The sequence below is a fragment of the Mycolicibacterium sp. HS_4_1 genome (genome assembly GCF_054515875.1).
In genome coordinates, this window is sequence record NZ_CM137261.1 from 3210068 (window position 1) to 3228936 (window position 18869).

Consider the following 18869-nt stretch of genomic DNA (forward strand, 5'->3'; position numbering starts at 1 on the left):
TCACGTCGACACCTCCGCGCGCAGCGTAACTTCTCGCGTGCCGTCCGCGGCCCGGAAATCTGAGGCCAATCCGCGGTTCGAAACAGCCCGCGCTCACCTCCCATGGTGCGCCGAATCGCGGCAAGATGGCGCCCATGACTGATCGCACCGCGTCGCTCGTCGAGCTCGCCCGGCGCCACGGTGTGGCCACCGAGTACGTCGACTGGAGCGGTGCGGGGCACGCCGTCCCGGCCACCACGCTGGTTGCCGTGCTCGCCGCACTGGGCGTCTCGGCCGACTCCGAGGACGCCTGCGTGACGGCCCTGGCCGATCATGAGCGCGCCTACTGGCAGCGCACCCTGTCCCCGACCATCGTCGCCCGGTCCGGACATCCGAGGAGCTTCTGGGTGCACGTCACCCACGGGGCGCCCGTCGGCGTCTGGATCCGGCTGGAGGACGGTTCGGTGCGGGCCGGCCTGCGCCAGTTGGAGAACAACCGGCCGCCGTTCGATCTGGATGGCCGCCTGGTCGGCGAGGCGACCTTCGAGCTGCCCGACGACCTCCCACTGGGCTATCACCGGCTGCACGTTCAAGCCGGTACCGCCGCGGACGCCGAAGCGGTGCTGATCGTCACGCCGGAGGCCCTGGCGTTGCCGAGCCACCTGGGCAACGCCAGGGCTTGGGGCCTGGCCACCCAGCTCTACAGCGTCCGTTCGCAAGGCTCCTGGGGCACGGGCGATCTCACCGATCTGACCGACCTGGCCGTGTGGTCGGCCACCCGGCACCGCGCCGACTTCATCCTCGTGAATCCGTTGCACGCCGCAGGACCGGTGGCCCCGATGGAGCCGTCGCCGTATCTGCCGACCTCGCGCCAGTTCGCCAACCCGCTCTACCTGCGGGTGCAGGCGATTCCGGAGTACACCGCAGTCCGCACGCCGGCGACGCTGCGCAAAGCCCGGGCCGACGCGCAGTCCCGCGCCGACAAGAACGAGTTCATCGATCGGGATGCGGCCTGGAAGTCGAAGCGCGCTGCGCTCAAGGAGGTGTACCGGGCCAACCGCTCGGCGGGCCGGACATTGGCCTACGACGGTTACCGACGGCGGGCCGGACGAACCCTCGACGACTTCGCGACGTGGTGCGTGCTGGCCGAGAAACACGGCGCCGACTGGCGGGACTGGCCCTCGGAGTTCCAGCACCCCGACCACCCAGCGGTGCGGGCCTTCGCCGAAAAGCACAGCAGTCGTGTCGATTTCCACCGCTGGCTGCAATGGCAGCTCGATGACCAGCTGACGGCCGCGCATGCCACCGCGGTCCAGACCGGGATGTCCCTTGGCATCGTCCACGATCTGGCGGTCGGCGTGCATCCCGGCGGTGCCGATGCTTGGGCACTACAGGAGGTGCTGGCCACGGGGGTCTCGGCCGGAGCGCCGCCGGACGAGTTCAACCAACTCGGTCAGGATTGGTCACAGCCGCCGTGGCGTCCGGACCAGCTCGTCGAGCGCGCCTACGAACCGTTTCGCGACGTGGTCAGGGCGGTACTCCGGCACGCCGGCGGCGTCCGCATCGACCACATCATCGGCCTGTTCCGGCTGTGGTGGATCCCGGACGGTGTGACGCCGGTCGACGGCACGTACGTCCACTACGACCACGAGGCGATGATCGGGGTCCTGGCACTGGAGGCGCACCGGGCCGGCGCGGTGGTGGTCGGCGAGGATTTGGGCACTGTCGAGCCGTGGGTCCGCGACTATCTACGCGACCGGGGGCTTCTCGGCACCTCGATCCTGTGGTTCGAAGCGGGTCGGGACGGCGGCCCGCTGCCCGCGCCGCGCTGGCGCGAGTACTGCCTGTCGTCGGTGACGACGCATGATCTGCCGCCGACGGCCGGTTACCTGGCCGGCGCGCACCTCCGGCTGCGCCGCGATCTCGGTCTACTGACCCGGCCCTACGAGGAAGAAGCCGCGGCCGACCACGCTGACCAGCAGCGCTGGTTGGCTGTTCTGCGGGAGGCGGGGCTGTTGCCACCGAATGCGCCCGACGCGATCGATGCCGAACAGACTGTCCTCGCCCTGTACCGCTACCTCACGCGCACCCCGTCGCGGCTGCTGGCGCTGGCGCTGCCCGACGCCGTGGGCGACGTCCGCACCCAGAATCAGCCGGGTACCAGCGACGAATATCCGAACTGGCGCGTGCCGCTGGCCGGTCCCGACGGCCGGAAAGTTCTCCTCGAAGACCTGTTTTCCGACCCGCGTGCGGCTGCGTTGGCGCAGGTGATGGGCGACGCGGTGACACCCGGATTGAGTTGATTCGAGTTTCTCCACCTCGTCATCTGCGCTATCTTCGCTGTACTCGAGGAGGTCAGGTGAACAAGCTGAAGATGCTGACGGCAGGTGCCGTGGCAGCAGGTGCGGTGGCGATGGGTGCCACGGCGGTGTTCGGCTCGTCGGTGGCCGCGTCCGATCCCGGTGGCAGCAACTCCATGAATGTGGTGGGTGAGTCGTACGCGCGCGCCGTCTCGATCCTCAAGAGCCAGGGCATGAAGGCCACCTTCGGCGGCTCGGTCGGCAGCGATGTGCCGCAGGCGCAGTGCATCGTCGACCAGGAGAAGATGGGCAGCCACGGACGCGTCATCTTGATGCTGAACTGCACCACCAAGGCCGTCGAGAACGCCCAGGCCGCCGCACCCGCATCGGGCCCTGCAGCCGGCGGCGCTCCGGGTGCTCCGCAGGCCCCGCATGTCGGCTCCAACGGTGTGACCACGGTGCAAGCGACGCCTGTCGGCCCGCAGCCGGGCATGTCGGTCCCGGGTATGTAAGTCTCCACTCAAGCGGCATTCCAGCAAGTCAGCGCTCGATTCCTACCCGCCGGGAGTGCTGTTCCGGCGGTTCTGGTCAAAACCCAGTACCGCCGTTCCCACATAAACCGCTTACACTGGGTGCACTCGCAACGATGCTTGAGGATCCGGAGGTAGCCTTTCCATGCTGCAACCACAGCGTTTCGCCCACGAAGTAGACCCGGGTCCGGTGCAGATCCAGGCTCGCAACGTGGCTTTCGAGACCGCGGACAAGCCGATGTCCTGGATTCCCGGCCATCCCGTCGCGTCACACGTGGTGAACCTGTTGAACATCTTGCTTCCCGCCGGTGAGCGCTGGTTCGTCGAAACGTTCAACGAGGCGCTGCCGTTGATCAAGGATCCGAAGCTCGCCGACGACGTCCGCGGCTTCATCGGCCAGGAGGCCATGCACGCCGAGACCCACGACACCGTGATGAAGGACTACCTGGTGCGCAGCGGCATGAATGTCACGCCGTTGCTGGACCAGGTCGAGTTCGTCTTCGAGGACATCCTCGCGCCGGCGAAGACGACCGACCCGCGCCGCAAGATGAACAACCTCATCGAACGGTTGTGGTTCATCGCGGCCGTCGAGCACTACACGGCAGTGCTCGGTGACTTCGTCCTGAACTGCACCTGGGACAGCTACGACGCCGACCCCGTCATGGTGGACCTGTTCCGCTGGCACGGCGCGGAGGAAGTCGAGCACCGCTCGGTCGCCCACGAGGTCGCGATGTACTTCCGCAGCAGCTACTTCGACCGCATCCGCGCCATGAGCGTGGCGGCGATCCTGATGTACGTGTTCTTCCAGCGCGGCATGCGCTTCCTGGTCAAGAACGATCCGCAGCTGGAGCTCGGCTGGTGGAAGTCTCAGCGCCTGCGCATGCGCGACTCCAAGCTGGGCCTGCTGCCGAAGTACCGGAACCTGATGCTCAAGCAGACGCTGGTGTACTTCAAGCCGAGCTACACCCCGGAATCCATGGGCTCGACCGCGCAGGCCGTGGCATATCTGGCCGCCTCGCCCGCCGCCCGCGCCGCGCACCTGTGAAGGCGCGCCGCTTCCGGTCACGTCTGGCACCGCCCAGCGTGATGGGCCTGCTGCCGCACGACCCCCTGGTCACTGTGGCCGACGCCGTCGTCAGCAGCACCTTCTGGGCGTCCACGCGGCTGCGGAAACCACCGATGCCCGCCGTCGTCGAACGCACCATCGCGCTGAAGCTCGCTGACCGTCAGGTGGTTGCGCACGATCAGGACGTGGTGGCGTTGACGTTCGTCAGCGCCGACGGTGCCGAACTGCCTCGCTGGCACCCCGGCGCTCACCTGGACATCCACCTGCCCAGCGGTCTGGTCCGTCAGTACTCGCTGTGCGGCGACCCCGATGAGCCGGGCTCGTACCGAATTGCCGTGCGCCGCATACCCGATGGCGGCGGTGGCTCCATCGAAGCGCATCAGATCGCCGTCGGTGACGTCATCACCACCAATGGCCCGCGCAACGCCTTCCCGATGGCGGTGCCGGGCTTCGGGTCACCGACCCGGACGCTGCGGTTCATCGCCGGCGGTATCGGCATCACGCCGATCCTGCCCATGCTGGCGCGCGCCGAGCAGTTCGGCATCGACTGGTCGATGCTCTACGTCGGCCGCAGCCGGGACAGCCTGCCGTTCCTGGATGAACTGGCGCGGTTCGGTGACCGGGTGAAAATCCGCACCGACGACGTCGACGGCCTGCCGACCGCCGACGACCTCCTGGGCGACTGCCGGCCCGGCACGTCGGTGTACACCTGCGGCCCGGCACCGATGCTGGGCGCCATCCGCACCCGGCTCGTCGGGGCGGACGACATCGAGCTGCACTTCGAGCGCTTCGCCGCACCGCCGGTCACCGATGGCCACGAGTTCAAGGTCGAGGTCGCCTCGACTGGTCAGACCATCGCCGTCGCGGCCGACGAAACCCTGCTGACGGCCCTGATCAAAGCCGGTGTGCACGCGCCGTATTCGTGTCAGCAGGGCTTCTGTGGCACGTGCCGGGTGAAGGTGCTGGCCGGCGCGGTCGATCACCGGGACGGATTGCTGACCGAGACAGAACGTGATTCCGGGCAGGCGTTGATCTGCGTGTCCCGCGCACAGGGTGACGGACCGCTGACCCTGGATCTCTAGGCCCCAGTGTTGGCTTGTGTTCGAGGATTTCCCTGAACTGCCGAATACAAGCCAACAGTCAACGGCGTGAACCATCGGTTTACGATGCCCCAATGCCAATGGCCGAGGGGACCGACTTCGCCGGATACACCATCGTCCGGTGCCTCGGTTCCGGTGGCATGGGTGAGGTTTACGTCGCACGGCATCCCCGGCTGCCCCGGCAGGACGCGCTCAAGGTCCTGCGCCCCGAGATGTCAGCCAACGAGGAGTTCCGCGAGCGGTTTCTGCGCGAGGCCGATCTGACCGCCGCGCTGTCCCATCCGAACATCGTCGGGGTGTACGACCGTGGCGACTTCGACGGTCAGTTGTGGATCTCGATGGAGTACGTCGACGGCACAGATGTCAGCCGCCTGCTCCGCAGCAACAGCGGCGTATCCGACGATCAAGCAGCCGAGATCATCAGCGCGGTCGCCGAAGCGCTCGACTACGCTCATCAGCACGATCTGCTGCACCGGGACGTCAAGCCGGCGAACATTTTGATCAGCGACACCGATCCGGCGAACAAGCGGATCAAGCTGGCCGATTTCGGTATCGCCCGGTGCGCCAACGATTCCGCCGGGCTCACGGCTACCAACATGACGGTCGGAACCGTGTTCTACGCCGCCCCGGAACAACTGACCGGCAGCATCATCGACGGCCGCGCCGACCAGTATGCGCTGGCAGCCACCGCATTCCAGCTCTTCACCGGAGCACCACCGTTCGAGAACTCGAACGCGGCGGTGATCATCGGCAAGCACCTCAGCGCTCCCCCGCCGGCACTCTCGGAGCGCCGACCCGACCTCGCCGCCCTGGACCCGGTGCTCGCCAAGGCACTTGCCAAGGATCCCAAGGACCGCTTCGACAAGTGCACCGATTTCGCCCGGGCTTTGCGGCACGGACTGGGCATGGCCGGTGCGGATGCCACCACCCTGGCCCCAGCAGCACTGGACCGGACCGAGGTCTTGCCACCCGAGCAGAGCCGCTCGCGCCGATCCCTCGTACTGCCCGTCGTGCTGACCGTGCTGCTGATTGCCGCACTCGTCTTCGCGGCAACCGAATTCACTCGCGCCAAAGACGAGCAGCAGGTGCCGCAGCGCCCGGCCGCGACGTCGACTCCCCCGACGATCACCACGCCGTCGGCCACGCAAGCGGCACCGAGCCCGTCGTCCTCGATGGTGCCCGCACCCACGCAGTCCCCGGTGGCGCCCGGCCCCACGGAGTCCCCGGTGGCCACCATCACCAGCACCGTCACCATCGACTCCAGCACCCCGACCACCACCACCGAAACGCCTGCGCCAGAACAGGAAACGCCGATTCGTCAGTGCATGGACCGCACCGGTATGACGCGGCTGCAGTGCTGGGAAGAGATTCGCCGTAGCGAGCGGAGGCCCTGATGCCACCCAGGTTTGCCGTGGTCGCACCGGTCGCCGCCGGCGTCACCGCCGACCCGGTCTGGATGACGCAGTTCGCCCGACACCTGGAGAACTGCGGCTTTGAATCCATTGTGGCCGTGGAGCATACGGTCCTGATGACCGAGTACTCGAGCGTCTATCCGTACGACGCCTCAGGCCGGGTCGAAATCCCAGCCCATTGCGCGGTGCCGGATCCGCTGGACCTGCTGGCATTCCTTGCCGGCCAGACCAGCACCCTGGGCCTGGCGACCGGGGTGCTGGTGCTGCCCAACCACCATCCCGTGGCACTGGCCAAGCGCCTTGCCACCCTGAATGTGTTGTCCGGCGGCCGGATTCGCCTGGCGGTCGGTATGGGTTGGCTGCGCGAGGAGATCGAAGCCTGCGGCGCCCCGTTCGACGCCCGGGGCCGACGCGCCGACGAGCAGATCGACGTCCTGCGACTGCTGTGGTCGGATCAGCCGAACGGCGCCACCCACTCCGGTGAGTTCTTCGAATTCGCCAACGCCGCGTGCTATCCGAAACCCCTCTCGCCGATACCGATCCACATCGGCGGGCACAGCAGGGCGGCGGCCCGCCGGGCGGGCCGGCGAGGCGACGGATTGCAGCCTCTCGGCGTCGCCGGCGAGGAACTGTCGGGGCTGATCGCGTTGATGCGCGAGTCGGCCGAGCAGGCCGGCCGGGATCCCGATGCTCTGGAACTGTCCCTCGGGCACCTCGTCACCAAGGTCGACGCCGACCGTGCGGGCCGGCTCGCGGAGCTCGGCGCCGACCGCATCGTACTCGCCATGCCGCCGGTCACCGACATCGACGAGGCCAAGGACATGTTGTCGGCCTGTGCCGAACGACTCGGGCTCGCGACGTGCCGCTGACCGTGGCCGACCGGCTCGATCTCGCCGATCTGGTACACCGCTACGCCGCTGCCGTCGACGACCGCCAGTTCGACGATGTCGTCGAACTCTTCACCGGCACAGCGGAACTGGTGCTGCCGGACCCGCCCCGGTCGCTCGAGCCGGTACGGTCCGGGCACGGCCATGACGGGGTGCGCGCGGCGATGGCCGTCCTGTCCGGCGTCGACCGCACCCAGCACGAGATCGTCGGCGAGGTCTACACGGACGCCGCCGACCACGCTCGGGGCCGCATCACATGCGTCGCCCACCACTGGACCCGTGCGACCGATTCCACAGCCGTCACCGATCTGGTGTGGCACGTCCGATACGACGACGAGTACGTCCGGATGGACGGCGGCTGGCGCATCCGGCGCCGCGCCCTGACGCTCAACGCCATCGAGACCCGGCCCGTCCGCAGGCTCCGCGACTAGACGGGGATCAGGCCGGCTCCGCCACGATCAACAGGGTGTCGCCGCCGACCTGCACCCCGCCGGCACCGATCACCTCAGCCAGCCGGACACGCAGCTCCGCCGCCCGGTCGGCGGGCAGCACGAGGTGATTCGAGTAGGTGAACACCAGATCCAGCCACTGTTCGCCGGTGTACTGCTCACCGCGCTCGTACGTCAGCTGCCGCACCGCGAATCCGGCCGCCTCCAGGTCGGCCACGACGTCGGCACTGTCCATGCCCGAACCCGTACCGCCGGTCGGCGTCGCTGTGACCAAAGGTGAAGCGGCGTCCAGGAAGTCGCGGTACACCGCCGAGAAGTCCGTACGCGAGGGCTGGACCGGGAACAGGCGGTTCCAGGCCAGCGCCAGCCGCCCGCCCGGGGCAAGCAAACGGCGAATCTTCGGCAACGCCGCCGTCGGGTCGACCCAGTGGAACGACTGGGCGAACAGCACCACATCGAAGGTGCGGCCGGCGTCGTCCCAGTCCTCGAAGGTGGCCACCTCGACGCTGACGCCGTGTTCGGCGGCCACCTCGGCCATCCGCGGATCCGGTTCCAGCGCAACCAGTTCCGCACCATGGGCAATCAACTGGCGGGACGCGATCCCGGTCCCGGCACCGACGTCGAGCACCCGGACCCGGGCGGTACCGACCAGTTCCTCGAGCATGGGCTCCGGGTACCGGGGCCGGTGTTGGTCATATGACCGGGCGGCGCCGCCGAACGAATCAGCGCGGTCGCGTTGCCGGTACAGTTCATCAGACTCAGCCACGACTCGACGCTACCGGTCAGCCACGCGAGGATGCCGACTGGTGCACCGGTGGCAGATCCAGGCATGCTTGAGCCCATGACGCGTCCGCCGCGCCGGTGGGACCCGCTCCGACCGCTCGACCTGTTCACCTCGGTGGTGTCGACCGCCGCGGTGCTGCCGATGAGCACTGGGGCCGCCGCGGCGTACCGGACCGCGTTCCTGACGGTACGGCCGCTGGTGATCGGGCGGCGGATCACGGTCCGACTGCGCACCAGTGACCTGACCATGACCGTCGCCGAGTTCGATTCCCGGTGGGACGCCGGACTCTTTGCCGTGGGCCATATCGGCACCGTCAACATCGCCGCGCATAAGGTCAAATGGGCTGGCACCGTACTGAATTCGGTATCGGCGAAGCTGAACAACCTGCACGTCCGGCCATCGGTGCCACCGATGCTGGTCGCCGCGCCGGTCGAGTTGTGCGTAGAGATCCCGTCCGACTCGCTCGACGAGCTGATCCGGGCGGCCGAGCCACGGGTGAGCACTGCGGTCGGCGAGGACGCCGTCGCCCGAATCCGGTTGTCGCGCTTCCGCTCCGGGGTTATCGAGGTCGATCCCCAGCTGCGCGGCAACACGCTCTGGATCAAGCCCCGCGGCCTGACGGTGGGGCCTACCCGGGTGCCGGTGCCCGGGCTCGCCCCGGCGTACCCGGTGCGGCTGCCCGAGCTGCCGTATGGGGCCACCCTGACCTCGGTGGAGCTCGGCCCGGGCGTCGTGCGAGTCGGTGCGACGCTACCGAAATGGCAGTTCGACCTGCCCCGCGCAGTATTGGACGAGCTGATCAACCAGCTCAGTGTGGTGGGCCGTCCGCTCGACGTGATCTGGCCCAGCTAGCGGCTGCGCTGAAGTTCTGCCGATCGTTGACTACAGTCACGATCGTGACCATCGGCTACTCCCGATACGTCGCGATCGGCGACAGCCAGACCGAGGGCCTGTTGGACGGCGACGACAACACAGGTATCCACGGCTTCGCCGACCGCCTGGCCTGGCGGCTCAACGCATTACAGCCCGGGCTCCAATACGCGAACCTCGCTGTGCGGGGCCGGCGCATCGGTGACGTGCTGGAGCGTCAGCTGCCCCAGGCCCGGGCGATGAATCCCGATCTGATCACCAGCTGCATCGGAATGAACGACGTCACGCGGCCGGTGCGCAGCTTCGACCGGGCGCTGGAGGACATGCGGCGCGTGCACACCGAACTCGCGGCCACCGGCGCGACCGTGGTCACGACGACATTTCCCGACATCGCCCGCATCCTGCCGGTCGGCCGAGTGCTGAGCGGCCGGCTGTGCCGGATCAACGACGTGATCCGCGCCGATTCGGCCCACTTCGGCTTCCGGCTGGTGGACCTGTCGTCGGCGACATCCATGCTCGATCCCGCTACCTGGGCCATCGATCGGGTGCACGGCTCCCCGCGCGGTCACCAACTGTTCGCGGACGCGGCCGCGGAGGCGCTGAGTTTGCCGGGCAGCGACCACAGATGGGCCGAAGTCGAGGGCGAGCTGGTGCTGCCGCGGTTGCGCGAGCGGATGTACTCACAGCTCATGTGGGCCCAGAACATGCTGATGCCCTGGGTATGGCGACACACGGTCGGCAGCTCACGGGGCAAGGGTCTCGAGCCGAAACGGCCGGTCCTCGCGCCACTCGACGCCGAAACGGCGTTATCCGAGGCCGAGTAGCCCCAGCGGCAGCGGGGACTCGCCGCGCCCGAGCGCACCGACGACCCCGGGGCAGAACGACGAGATCGCAAAGCCGGTGAACATGGTGGCCGGTCCCAGCGACATACCGGACGCGCCCGCGACCTTGGCCGCGGCGTCGGCGACGGTCTGTCCCGGCTCGGCCAGCATCGGGCACACCGACTGCCCCAGCGCCACCGGATCGGAACCGTTCGGCATCATCATGTCGGCGTTGTTGAGGACGTTGGTGAACGCCTCGGTGCCCGCATCCGCGCTGGCCGAACCGGCCGTGACCAAGCTGCCGACGATGCCGGCGGTGGTAGCTGCGATGACGATGGCGGTACCGAATGAGCTCTTCATGATGCCCTGCATCATATGGGATGCGGGTTGCCGGCGCCGTCTCGCACAATCTCAGACGCCGGTCCAGGCGCTCGCGATCCGGGTTCCGATGTCGATGACCTTGGCATCTGCACTGTTGATCTCGCCGGCCACGTGGTGCGCGATGAAGCGCCGGATCTCGCCGTCGACATTGGCGACGATGCGCAGCAGCTCCGCCCGGATCGACGACGACGTGACGTGGATGGCGATGTCCGACGACCGCGGCGCCTTCACGTCGATGACGAGCAGCAACGGGTGGGCCGACCGCGCGGTCGCGGTCAGGTTGATCTCGCCGAACACCATGAACCGGGGCCGGTCGATGCGCAGGTCGAGTGTCATGTCGATTTCCAGTGGGATGCGGATCGCGAAGGTGATCTCTTCCCCGAGCGTCCGGGCCACCACCGGGTGTTTGATCTGCACGCGCGCGGTGACCTTGGCAAGCCCGCCGGGCCCCTGGGCGATGGGGCCCATGTCGAAGGCTTCGCCGGCGATACCACCGATCGCGTCCGCGACGCGTTCCTCGCTGACGGCGACCTCGAAGAATCGTCGACCGAATTCTTCGTAGGACATGTATTCGTGTTGGGGTTGCACTGGCATGGTGTGACTACGTTCTCATGTCGGGGACGGAAGCCGCGGCAACTGGCAGCTTCATTCGGCAAAGAGTCGCAGGCCGCTGACGCCCCGACCACCAGGAGCCAACTCGGCGATGACCACTCCGCGGTAGCCGTCACGCCGGACTCCGGCCAGGACGTACCGGCCCGCGGCGATCACCTTCTGCACACGGCATTTGGTGAGCTCCTCGACCAGTTCGGAGACACTGAGCCGGGTTTCGAGGCCGCGGGTGATCGCCGCGGGCTCGCTGAGGCGCCGCTTGACCGCGAGTGCGTCGCCGGTCGCAGCGTCGGCCAGCAGCGCGGTGAGCGACCGCTTGGCCCGGGTCCCGCCGGTGCGCAGGCCACCGAGAAAGCCGATGGCGCCACTGGGCCCCTGGTTGCGCAACAGCGCCCCGGACAGCCCCAATCCGGCCGGCAGCGCCGCGACGCCGCACCGGACGAACTGTGCGACCATGCCGGGTAGCTCCCAAAATGTCTGCAACCGAGCAATTTTCAGCGATGTCCCGGCACCTTCGGCAACCACGTCGTACTGCAGATAGACCGGGATCCGCAGCTGCACCTTGGCACCCATGTGCACTTCCAGTTCCAGATCGCGCACGACGGTGTTGTCGATGACGATGTCGGCGTCGCGGTGGAACACGATGGTGCGTGGCCCGATGAAGGTGTCGTAGAACTGCCCGATGGCGCGGTGCCCGATGTGCGGCCGGGAACCGACCGGATCCTCGACACGTCCGTCTGCGCTGAACAGACCCACCCAGCCGGCCTTGTCATGCGCGGCGGTGGCCGCGGGCGAGCGTTCGACGGTGGCCAGGAGATCCTCGCGAGTCGGCGATTGCGGTACAGGCATGGTTCCATCGTCCACCACCGTCGAGCGCGGTCGCGAGGGGATGGCCGTGGCAGATGTCGCCGATGGCGCGCACACTGGTCGGTATGAGCAACAGCGGCCCGTTCGGCATCGATCCGGAAGAGTTCGATCGCGTCCTGCGCGAGACGGGCGAGGGCATCCGCGGCGTGTTCGACCGCCTCGGCCGCGGCGCCGTCTGGGCCAACGTGGTCAACGATCTGACCCGGACCCCGCGGCACGCCACCCAGCCCGAGACCACCGGCGACACGGGCGACGGGGTGTGGGTGGTGTACACCGTGGCCGCGGACGGCGGGGCGCATGTCGAAGAGGTCTACCCCTCCGAGCTGGAGGCCCTGCGCGCCAACAAGAACAACACCGACCCCGCCCGCAAGGTCAGGTTCCTGCCGTACGGCATCGGTGTCAGTGTGTTGGACGCACCGGAACAGAGCAGCCCGTCCCAGGACGACCAGACGCCGCGGCCCGAACCGCACTGATATTGACCTGCCGACAATATCCCCGGCGACGCGGCGGACACGCTACGCTTTGCCACATTGTCGTGTGGCAGCAGTGCGAGGGAGATGACCAGGATGTTTCGGGTACTGACGGTGGCCGCAGCGATCGCCGGAACCGCCATCGGGCTGGCACCGTTCGCGAGCGCTGATCCAGCGCTGGGCGGTAGCGACGATCCCGGCCGTTACCCCACCGACGTCCCCGGCATGAACTACCAGGCGGTCAACGGCGCGCCGTGCGACAGCCACGACATCTTCATCTTCGGCCGCGGGCCTGGCGGCGCATCGATGGCCTGCCACTGGATCCCGAACCAGTGGCCACCGGTCGACACCGGCTTCTGGGGCTACTCCTACGCGATCCAGGGCGTCAAAGACATCGGTTCCCCGTGCCCGGGTCCGCAGACCGCAGCCCAGGCGCCGGACGGCCGCCCGCTGCTGTGCCTGGGCGCGCAGGGTTGGCAGCCCGGCTTCAAGACCGGTGACGGGTTCTTCCCGAGCTGACCGGCACGCCGCCTGACCACCACGCGTGCAGTGGGCGCCGTTGCCAAGGTGTCAGCTTCTACCCCCGGTGGTAAAGCGTAGCCAATTCGCCTACAACGCAACATCTTCGACTCTCCTGATCATCGTCAACCGCTAATAGTCGGTGGCGCGGCCGCGCAGCGTGATCGCCACCATGATGCGGCTCACGCGCCGGGATCACCCGCGTTTACCCAGGCAGACGGCAACCCGGCGCCACCGGCCGATCGCGCCGTATCATCTTGCGGGACTGTCACTTTCACCATCGCCGTCCTCGCTCTCGTCGTCCTCGCTCTCGGGTGGGTAGAGGGTGGGGTGGTGGTATTGGTTGGTGCGGGGTTGGCCGATGTCCAGTAGTGGTGGCGGGGTCCAGTGGGCGCGGCCGTTTTTCATGGTGGTGCTCCAGCCGCCAGCGTGGGCGGCTCGGTTGTCGCAGCCGCAGGCCAGGGCGAGGTTGGTGATATCGGTGGGGCCGTCATCACGCCAGTCGGTGTTGACGTGGTGGGCCTGGCAGCGCGAGGCCGGGGCGGTGCAATTGGGTTTGGTGCAGCCACGGTCACGCGCGAACAACATGATCCGCTGCCCGGGTGACGCCGTACGACGCGCCCGACCCAAATACAGCGCAATGTTGGTGTGCTGATCGAACACCGCCAGATAATGGTAGGCACCTTGCCCGGCCATCCGGATCAAATCCCGCACCGGCAGTTTCGATCCCGTGTGGGTGACCGCGACCCCGGCGCCGCGTTCGAGTTCCTGCACCGTCGTGGTCGCCACCACCGACACCGGGAGCCCGCTGTGCTCGCCCAACTGCCCGGAGGCCAGCATCATCCGGCCCACCGCTTTGAACGCGTCGTACTGACGCTGAGCCACGGTGCGGGTGTCGTTGTCGATTTGGGCTTGGGTCGGTGTGCCCGAGATGCACGGCTCGGGGTCGGTGGGGTTGCACATCCCCGGCGCGGCCAACTTTTCGAACAACGCCTCCCAATAGGCCCGAGCCTCCGGATCGAGGCTGGCCTTGACTTCCGAGCGCCCATCGGCCTGCTGCTTACCCATCACGAACGACCGTTGCGGGTCCGGTTCGTCATCGTCAGGTTCGGGGCCGTCCTGATCGAGCCGGTACAGCAGATCAGCGGCCGCTTTGCGCAGCTCCTCCGGCGTCTTGTACCGGGCTGCGGCGACCAGGTCGCGCTCACACTGCAACAAGGTGACCGGGTCCACCCACAACGGCACCTTCGCGAAAAAGTTCGTGATGACCGCGATATGCTCGATATTGATGACACCGTCGGCTTGGGCCGCGGCGACCAGGTCCCACACCGGGCCCAGGGGTTCGCCGGTGATCGCCGACCGCGGCCCCAAATTGTCGCAGTCGCGGACCCGGCGGCGGGCCTCCTCCCAGCTGATGCGATGCCGGATATGCAGCACCTCGGGCCAGTCTTTCGCGCCGATGTCTTTGGCCGTGGCCTGAGTCTGGGCGGCGGCCAAAATCTGGTGGTCGACCGCCTCGGCGGCACACTTCAGGGTTTCGCGGCGGGACTGCAACTCCAACAAGACTTCGATGGGCAGACCGGCGTAGTCCAGGGCCGCGACGCGGGCCAGCACCGCGTCGAGGTCCGCGTAGACCTCCTCGACAAGGCTGCTGGCAATATCCATACTTCGAACACTAGTTCGAGACACCGACAATTCGCTGTGACGAATGCGGCCCCAGTTACCCACCGTGACCAGCGAAAACAAAGTGACCAAAGTTTTTCGGAGGCAACTTGGCCGCCATCGCTAACCACCGTCACACTCGGCTCAGCCCGAACTTTCTATGAAGCGGCGCCGGATGGCCGCCAGCATCGCCGCGTGCGCTTTCTCCGCCTGTGCGGTGGTGAAGGCGATGAGCGGCCGCGGCGCTGCTATATCTACCGCCTCGGTGACGACGGTGCCGGCCCCGGACGCCGCGAAGGTGACGGTGCCGCGGAGCCGCACTCTCGGACATTGGCGCGCCTCGGTGTGCACCACGCCGTCGGGCGCGATCAGAACCGTCGCCCGATAGGACACCGCCAGGGCGAGCGGGCCGAACGGGATGCGGTCTCGCACCCGATAGTCGCGGCGGCGGCCCTGTGCGTCCTGCCGATCGACCAGACAGTCCACCGCCACCACGAGCGGATGCACCAGATTCATGTTCGCCAGATCTGCAAAGAAGGTGCGGGCATCATCCGGTGCCGCCGGCATCTCTTCCCTCAGCTCGAATCGGGACCGGGACATCCACATCGACCCACCGTAACTTGACCGTTTCAGAAGGTGAGCCCAGGCCCGCCGAAGGTACGGCCCGAAGAGCCCACGCGGGGGCCGAAACCGGCGCACAAACCGCGCGGAGGCCCGCAGCACCGGTCTTGGAATTAGCTGGTCACGGCTCCGCAACAGCCGTCGCGACCTTGCATTTGCGGAAAAGCTGTGTATGGCAGTATGTTTTGTGCATTCACCTGCGAGTTCTCGAAATAGCCTCTGCCCCAACATGATGTGAATACACCGCCATGTAACGCACACCACATGATTTGCGAAACGTGATGGCAGACACAGAATTTTGACGCTCTCAATTTTCCGTTGCTAGCGTTCATCGTCATGTTTGCTATTGCGACCGCATCGCTGCTGGCTTTGGTCAACCAGGTTTCGGGTACGCCGTACATCTCCGGCGGAGATACGGCACGCGGCACTGACTGCTCCGGACTGGCCTCCTGGGTGGCCAACGCCGCCACCGGCCGTCCCGTCTACGGCGACCGGTTCAACACCGGCAACGAAGAGGCCGCGCTACGTGCCCGCGGCTTCCTGCCCGGCACCGCGCCCGGCGCCCTCAACATCGGCTGGAACGGCGGCCACACGGCCGTGACGCTGCCGGACGGCACCCCGGTGTCCAGCGGTGAGGGCGGCGGCGTCCGAATCGGTGGCGGCGGCGCCTTCCAGCGCCAGTTCACCCACCACATGCACCTGCCGTTGGCTCCTGGCGAAGACATCCCGGCCGATCTGCCCCTCGACGGCCCGCTGGACGCTCCGCTCGCGCCCCCGGCCGGTCCGGCCGACCTCCCGGCCCCGGAAATCATCCAGGCCGCCAACTTCGCCCCCGCCCCGGACGCCCCCGCGCCGGCTCCCGAGGCTGCCGCTCCGGCCCCGGAGGGCCCGGAACAACCCGTCTGACCGTTTTTCCGCACCGCATTGCATCCAGCAGTAGGGCTGCGACCGGCCATCGGTCGCAGCCCTACTGCTGTTCGACCTGCCATTTGACGTATTCGGCCAGGTGAGACCCGGTCAGCGTCTTGCCTGCGGCGACCAGGTCCGCCGGACTGCCCTCGAAGATCACGCGGCCACCGTCGTGACCTGCACCGGGACCCAGATCGATGATCCAGTCGGCGTGCGCCATCACGGCCTGATGATGTTCGATGACGATGACGGACTTGCCGGCGTCGACGATCCGGTCCAAGAGTGCCAGGAGCTGCTCGACGTCCGCGAGGTGCAGGCCGGTGGTGGGCTCGTCGAGAATATAGACGTCGCCCTTCTCCCCCATCTGGGTGGCGAGCTTCAGTCGTTGCCTTTCCCCGCCGGACAGCGTGGTCAGCGGCTGTCCCAGCGTGAGGTAGCCCAATCCGACATCGACCATCCGTGCCAGGATCTTCTGTGCGGCGGGAACCTTCGCGTCACCGTCGGTGAAGAATTTCTCCGCATCGGCCACAGGCATGGCCAGCACTTCGGCGATGTTCTGCCCGCCCAGGGTGTATTCGAGCACCGAGGCACCGAACCGCCGGCCTTCGCACTCTTCACAGCGCGACTCGACGGTGGCCATGACGCCCAGGTCGGTGTAGATGACACCGGCGCCGTTGCAGGCCGGGCAGGCGCCTTCCGAATTCGAGCTGAACAGAGCGGGTTTGACGTTATTCGCCTTGGCGAATGCCTTGCGGATGTGGTCGAGCAGTCCGGTGTAGGTCGCGGGATTGCTGCGCCGCGATCCGCGGATCGGCGCCTGGTCGATGGTGACGACGCCGTCGCGGCCGGCTACCGAACCGTCGATCAAGGAGCTCTTCCCAGAGCCTGCCACGCCCGTGATCACCGCGAGTACACCCAGCGGAATGTCCACATCGACATCCTGCAGGTTGTTGGTGTTCGCGCCACGAATCTCCAAGGCCCCGTTCGCTTCTCGCACTGACTTCTTCAGCGCCGCACGGTCGTCCAAATGCCGGCCGGTGACGCTGCCGCTGCCACGCAGACCCTTCACCGTGCCTTCGTAGACCACCTGACCGCCGCCCGAGCCGGCCTCCGGGCCCAGATCCACCACATGGTCGGCGATACCGATCACTTCCGGCTTGTGCTCGACGACCAGCACGGTATTCCCCTTGTCCCGCAACTGGATCAGCAGCTCGTTCATGCGGGCGATATCGTGCGGGTGCAGACCGATGGTCGGCTCGTCGAACACGTAGGTGACATCGGTCAACGCTGAGCCGAGATGACGGATCATCTTGACGCGCTGCGCTTCTCCACCAGAGAGCGTGCCGGCAGGCCGCGCGAGCGACAGGTAGCCCAGCCCGATGCCGACGAACGAATCGAGCGTGTGCCGCAACGTCGCCAACAGCGGTGCCACACCCGCACCGAGGCGCCTGTCGTCAGCCAGCGCGCGGACCCACTGGGCCAGGTCTGTGATCTGCATGGCGCAGGCCTCAGCGATGTTGATGCCCTTGATCTTTGACGAACGTGCCAGATCGGACAAGCGCGTACCCTCGCACTCGGGGCACGTCGCGAACGTCACCGCCCGCTCGACGAACGCCCGGATGTGCGGCTGCATCGCTTCGACATCCTTGCTCAGGAACGACTTCTTGATCTGCGGGATGAGGCCAAGGTAGGTGAGGTTGACGCCGTCGACCTTGATCTTGGTCGCTTCCTTGTGCAGCAGGGCGTCCAGTTCCTTCTTTGTGAACTTGCGGATCGGTTTATCGGGGTCGAAGAAGCCGCAGCCGTTGAAGATTCGGCCGTACCACCCGTCCATGCCGAAGCCGGGAATCGTGATTGCGCCTTCGTTGATCGACATGCTGTCGTCGTACAGCGCGGACAGGTCGATATCGTTGACCGCGCCGCGACCCTCACACCGCAGGCACATGCCGCCCACGATATTGAAGTCGCGCCGCTCCTTGACGGTACGCCCGGCACGTTCCATGGTCACCGCGCCGGCTCCACTGATCGAGGCGACGTTGAATGAAAAGGCTTGCGGGGAACCGATATTCGGCTTCCCGATCCGGCTGAACAGGATGCGGAGCAGGGCACCGGTGTCGGTGGCAGTGCCGACCGTGGAGCGCGGGTCGGAGCCCATCCGTTCCTGGTCGACGATGATCGCGGTGGTCAGCCCCTCTAGTACGTCGACGTCGGGACGTGCCTGTGCCGGCATGAAGCCTTGGACGAACGCACTATAGGTCTCATTGATCAGGCGCTGCGATTCCGCGGCGATGGTGTCGAACACCAGCGAGCTCTTGCCGGACCCGGACACCCCGGTGAAGACCGTCAGGCGCCGTTTCGGAATTTCGACGCTGATGTCCTTGAGGTTGTTCTCCCGGGCACCGACTACACGGATCAGGTCGTGACGGTCAGCGGCATGCGTTCTGCTGGGCATACCCACACGTTAACCGGGCGCCGATCAGCGGCGCTTCTCGATTCCTGATCGCCTCTCGCGAGCCGGCCGGCGATAGGAAAAGCGCCCACCAAAACTGGCGATATCCCAATGTTTTTCGGCTCGAGCGGCCTACCCGACTGGCCAGGTCTCAGGGTGATCGCGGTCCGGCGTCATGGGCGCG

The 18869-nt window shown here is 67.2% G+C and carries 19 protein-coding genes; 12 read left to right on the forward strand and 7 right to left on the reverse strand.

Going from position 1 to position 18869, the window contains the following annotated elements; genetic code table 11:
- Window positions 1-134: 134 nt before the first annotated feature.
- The 7 genes from malQ to ACX12F_RS15395 all read left to right on the forward strand — a co-directional run bounded on the left by malQ (window position 135) and on the right by ACX12F_RS15395 (window position 7705).
- Window positions 135-2282, forward strand: a complete 2148-nt coding sequence (gene malQ / locus ACX12F_RS15365; protein WP_459365415.1) for a 4-alpha-glucanotransferase — start codon at window positions 135-137, stop codon at window positions 2280-2282.
- Window positions 2283-2338: 56 nt separating this feature from the next.
- Window positions 2339-2791 (forward strand): hypothetical protein, encoded by a 453-nt coding sequence (locus ACX12F_RS15370; protein ID WP_459365416.1) that lies wholly within the window; start codon window positions 2339-2341, stop codon window positions 2789-2791.
- Between the two features lie 163 nt (window positions 2792-2954).
- The gene (locus ACX12F_RS15375) at window positions 2955-3854 is read left to right on the forward strand and encodes a metal-dependent hydrolase (protein WP_459365417.1); all 900 of its coding nucleotides are present in this window, start codon (window positions 2955-2957) and stop codon (window positions 3852-3854) included.
- 41 nt (window positions 3855-3895) lie between these two features.
- Window positions 3896-4957, forward strand: coding sequence for a PDR/VanB family oxidoreductase (locus tag ACX12F_RS15380; RefSeq protein WP_459365418.1), 1062 nt, complete (start codon window positions 3896-3898; stop codon window positions 4955-4957).
- Window positions 4958-5049: 92 nt separating this feature from the next.
- Window positions 5050-6369 (forward strand): serine/threonine-protein kinase, encoded by a 1320-nt coding sequence (locus ACX12F_RS15385; RefSeq protein ID WP_459365419.1) that lies wholly within the window; start codon window positions 5050-5052, stop codon window positions 6367-6369.
- Window positions 6369-7256, forward strand: coding sequence for an LLM class F420-dependent oxidoreductase (locus tag ACX12F_RS15390; RefSeq protein WP_459365420.1), 888 nt, complete (start codon window positions 6369-6371; stop codon window positions 7254-7256). The genes ACX12F_RS15385 and ACX12F_RS15390 overlap by 1 nt, the downstream gene beginning before the upstream one ends.
- The gene (locus ACX12F_RS15395) at window positions 7247-7705 is read left to right on the forward strand and encodes a nuclear transport factor 2 family protein (protein WP_459365421.1); all 459 of its coding nucleotides are present in this window, start codon (window positions 7247-7249) and stop codon (window positions 7703-7705) included. Before ACX12F_RS15390 ends, ACX12F_RS15395 begins: the two co-directional genes overlap by 10 nt.
- Before the next feature lie 7 nt (window positions 7706-7712).
- Here the strand turns inward: ACX12F_RS15395 and ACX12F_RS15400 are convergent, their stop codons facing one another.
- Window positions 7713-8471, reverse strand: a complete 759-nt coding sequence (locus tag ACX12F_RS15400; RefSeq protein WP_459370367.1) for a class I SAM-dependent methyltransferase — start codon at window positions 8469-8471, stop codon at window positions 7713-7715.
- 93 nt (window positions 8472-8564) lie between these two features.
- Between ACX12F_RS15400 and ACX12F_RS15405 the strand changes: the two genes are divergently transcribed.
- Window positions 8565-9359 (forward strand): hypothetical protein, encoded by a 795-nt coding sequence (locus ACX12F_RS15405; RefSeq protein ID WP_459365422.1) that lies wholly within the window; start codon window positions 8565-8567, stop codon window positions 9357-9359.
- Between the two features lie 44 nt (window positions 9360-9403).
- A complete protein-coding gene (locus tag ACX12F_RS15410; RefSeq protein WP_459365423.1) occupies window positions 9404-10201 on the forward strand; it encodes an SGNH/GDSL hydrolase family protein in 798 nt (265 codons plus the stop codon).
- Here ACX12F_RS15410 and ACX12F_RS15415 read toward each other — a convergent pair.
- Genes ACX12F_RS15415 through ACX12F_RS15425 form a run of 3 tightly spaced genes read right to left on the reverse strand, consistent with a single transcriptional unit; the run spans window position 10184 to window position 12037 of the window.
- Complete coding sequence (locus ACX12F_RS15415) at window positions 10184-10558, reverse strand: DUF732 domain-containing protein (protein ID WP_459365424.1); 375 nt, start codon at window positions 10556-10558, stop codon at window positions 10184-10186. The genes ACX12F_RS15410 and ACX12F_RS15415 overlap by 18 nt on opposite strands.
- Before the next feature lie 51 nt (window positions 10559-10609).
- On the reverse strand, window positions 10610-11173 hold the full coding sequence (locus ACX12F_RS15420) for a hypothetical protein (RefSeq protein ID WP_459365425.1): 564 nt from the start codon (window positions 11171-11173) through the stop codon (window positions 10610-10612).
- A 51-nt stretch (window positions 11174-11224) separates the two neighbouring features.
- A complete protein-coding gene (locus ACX12F_RS15425; protein WP_459365426.1) occupies window positions 11225-12037 on the reverse strand; it encodes a nuclear transport factor 2 family protein in 813 nt (270 codons plus the stop codon).
- A gap of 83 nt (window positions 12038-12120) precedes the next feature.
- On the opposite strand from ACX12F_RS15425, the gene ACX12F_RS15430 reads away from it, so the two are divergent.
- Window positions 12121-12528, forward strand: a complete 408-nt coding sequence (locus tag ACX12F_RS15430; RefSeq protein ID WP_459370368.1) for an Rv0313 family protein — start codon at window positions 12121-12123, stop codon at window positions 12526-12528.
- Between the two features lie 93 nt (window positions 12529-12621).
- Entirely contained in the window at window positions 12622-13044 is a 423-nt protein-coding gene (locus ACX12F_RS15435; protein WP_459370369.1) for a hypothetical protein, read from the forward strand.
- A gap of 252 nt (window positions 13045-13296) precedes the next feature.
- Here the strand turns inward: ACX12F_RS15435 and ACX12F_RS15440 are convergent, their stop codons facing one another.
- Together ACX12F_RS15440 and ACX12F_RS15445 are read right to left on the reverse strand one after the other, a co-directional pair.
- Window positions 13297-14709: an HNH endonuclease signature motif containing protein gene (locus tag ACX12F_RS15440; protein WP_459365427.1), complete on the reverse strand. Its 1413-nt coding sequence runs from the start codon at window positions 14707-14709 to the stop codon at window positions 13297-13299.
- Window positions 14710-14850: 141 nt separating this feature from the next.
- On the reverse strand, window positions 14851-15312 hold the full coding sequence (locus ACX12F_RS15445) for an SRPBCC family protein (RefSeq protein ID WP_459365428.1): 462 nt from the start codon (window positions 15310-15312) through the stop codon (window positions 14851-14853).
- A gap of 351 nt (window positions 15313-15663) precedes the next feature.
- Here ACX12F_RS15445 and ACX12F_RS15450 point away from each other — a divergent pair, with 351 nt between their 5' ends.
- The gene (locus tag ACX12F_RS15450) at window positions 15664-16233 is read left to right on the forward strand and encodes a peptidoglycan endopeptidase (protein ID WP_459365429.1); all 570 of its coding nucleotides are present in this window, start codon (window positions 15664-15666) and stop codon (window positions 16231-16233) included.
- Window positions 16234-16294: 61 nt separating this feature from the next.
- Here the strand turns inward: ACX12F_RS15450 and ACX12F_RS15455 are convergent, their stop codons facing one another.
- Window positions 16295-18688, reverse strand: a complete 2394-nt coding sequence (locus ACX12F_RS15455; protein WP_459365430.1) for an ATP-binding cassette domain-containing protein — start codon at window positions 18686-18688, stop codon at window positions 16295-16297.
- Window positions 18689-18869: the final 181 nt, after the last annotated feature.

What these genes read in the sequence shown, in the direction of transcription:
- malQ (WP_459365415.1), top strand. Translation starts at nt 135, where the DNA reads ATGACTGATCGCACCGCGTCGCTCGTCGAGCTCGCCCGGCGCCACGGT.
- ACX12F_RS15375 (WP_459365417.1), top strand. Translation starts at nt 2,955, where the DNA reads ATGCTGCAACCACAGCGTTTCGCCCACGAAGTAGACCCGGGTCCGGTG.
- ACX12F_RS15380 (WP_459365418.1), top strand. Translation starts at nt 3,896, where the DNA reads ATGGGCCTGCTGCCGCACGACCCCCTGGTCACTGTGGCCGACGCCGTC.
- ACX12F_RS15385 (WP_459365419.1), top strand. Translation starts at nt 5,050, where the DNA reads ATGCCAATGGCCGAGGGGACCGACTTCGCCGGATACACCATCGTCCGG.
- ACX12F_RS15390 (WP_459365420.1), top strand. Translation starts at nt 6,369, where the DNA reads ATGCCACCCAGGTTTGCCGTGGTCGCACCGGTCGCCGCCGGCGTCACC.
- ACX12F_RS15405 (WP_459365422.1), top strand. Translation starts at nt 8,565, where the DNA reads ATGACGCGTCCGCCGCGCCGGTGGGACCCGCTCCGACCGCTCGACCTG.
- ACX12F_RS15415 (WP_459365424.1), bottom strand. Translation starts at nt 10,558, where the DNA reads ATGAAGAGCTCATTCGGTACCGCCATCGTCATCGCAGCTACCACCGCC.
- ACX12F_RS15420 (WP_459365425.1), bottom strand. Translation starts at nt 11,173, where the DNA reads ATGCCAGTGCAACCCCAACACGAATACATGTCCTACGAAGAATTCGGT.
- ACX12F_RS15425 (WP_459365426.1), bottom strand. Translation starts at nt 12,037, where the DNA reads ATGCCTGTACCGCAATCGCCGACTCGCGAGGATCTCCTGGCCACCGTC.
- ACX12F_RS15430 (WP_459370368.1), top strand. Translation starts at nt 12,121, where the DNA reads ATGAGCAACAGCGGCCCGTTCGGCATCGATCCGGAAGAGTTCGATCGC.
- ACX12F_RS15435 (WP_459370369.1), top strand. Translation starts at nt 12,622, where the DNA reads ATGTTTCGGGTACTGACGGTGGCCGCAGCGATCGCCGGAACCGCCATC.
- ACX12F_RS15440 (WP_459365427.1), bottom strand. Translation starts at nt 14,709, where the DNA reads ATGGATATTGCCAGCAGCCTTGTCGAGGAGGTCTACGCGGACCTCGAC.
- ACX12F_RS15445 (WP_459365428.1), bottom strand. Translation starts at nt 15,312, where the DNA reads ATGTGGATGTCCCGGTCCCGATTCGAGCTGAGGGAAGAGATGCCGGCG.
- ACX12F_RS15450 (WP_459365429.1), top strand. Translation starts at nt 15,664, where the DNA reads ATGTTTGCTATTGCGACCGCATCGCTGCTGGCTTTGGTCAACCAGGTT.
- ACX12F_RS15455 (WP_459365430.1), bottom strand. Translation starts at nt 18,688, where the DNA reads ATGCCCAGCAGAACGCATGCCGCTGACCGTCACGACCTGATCCGTGTA.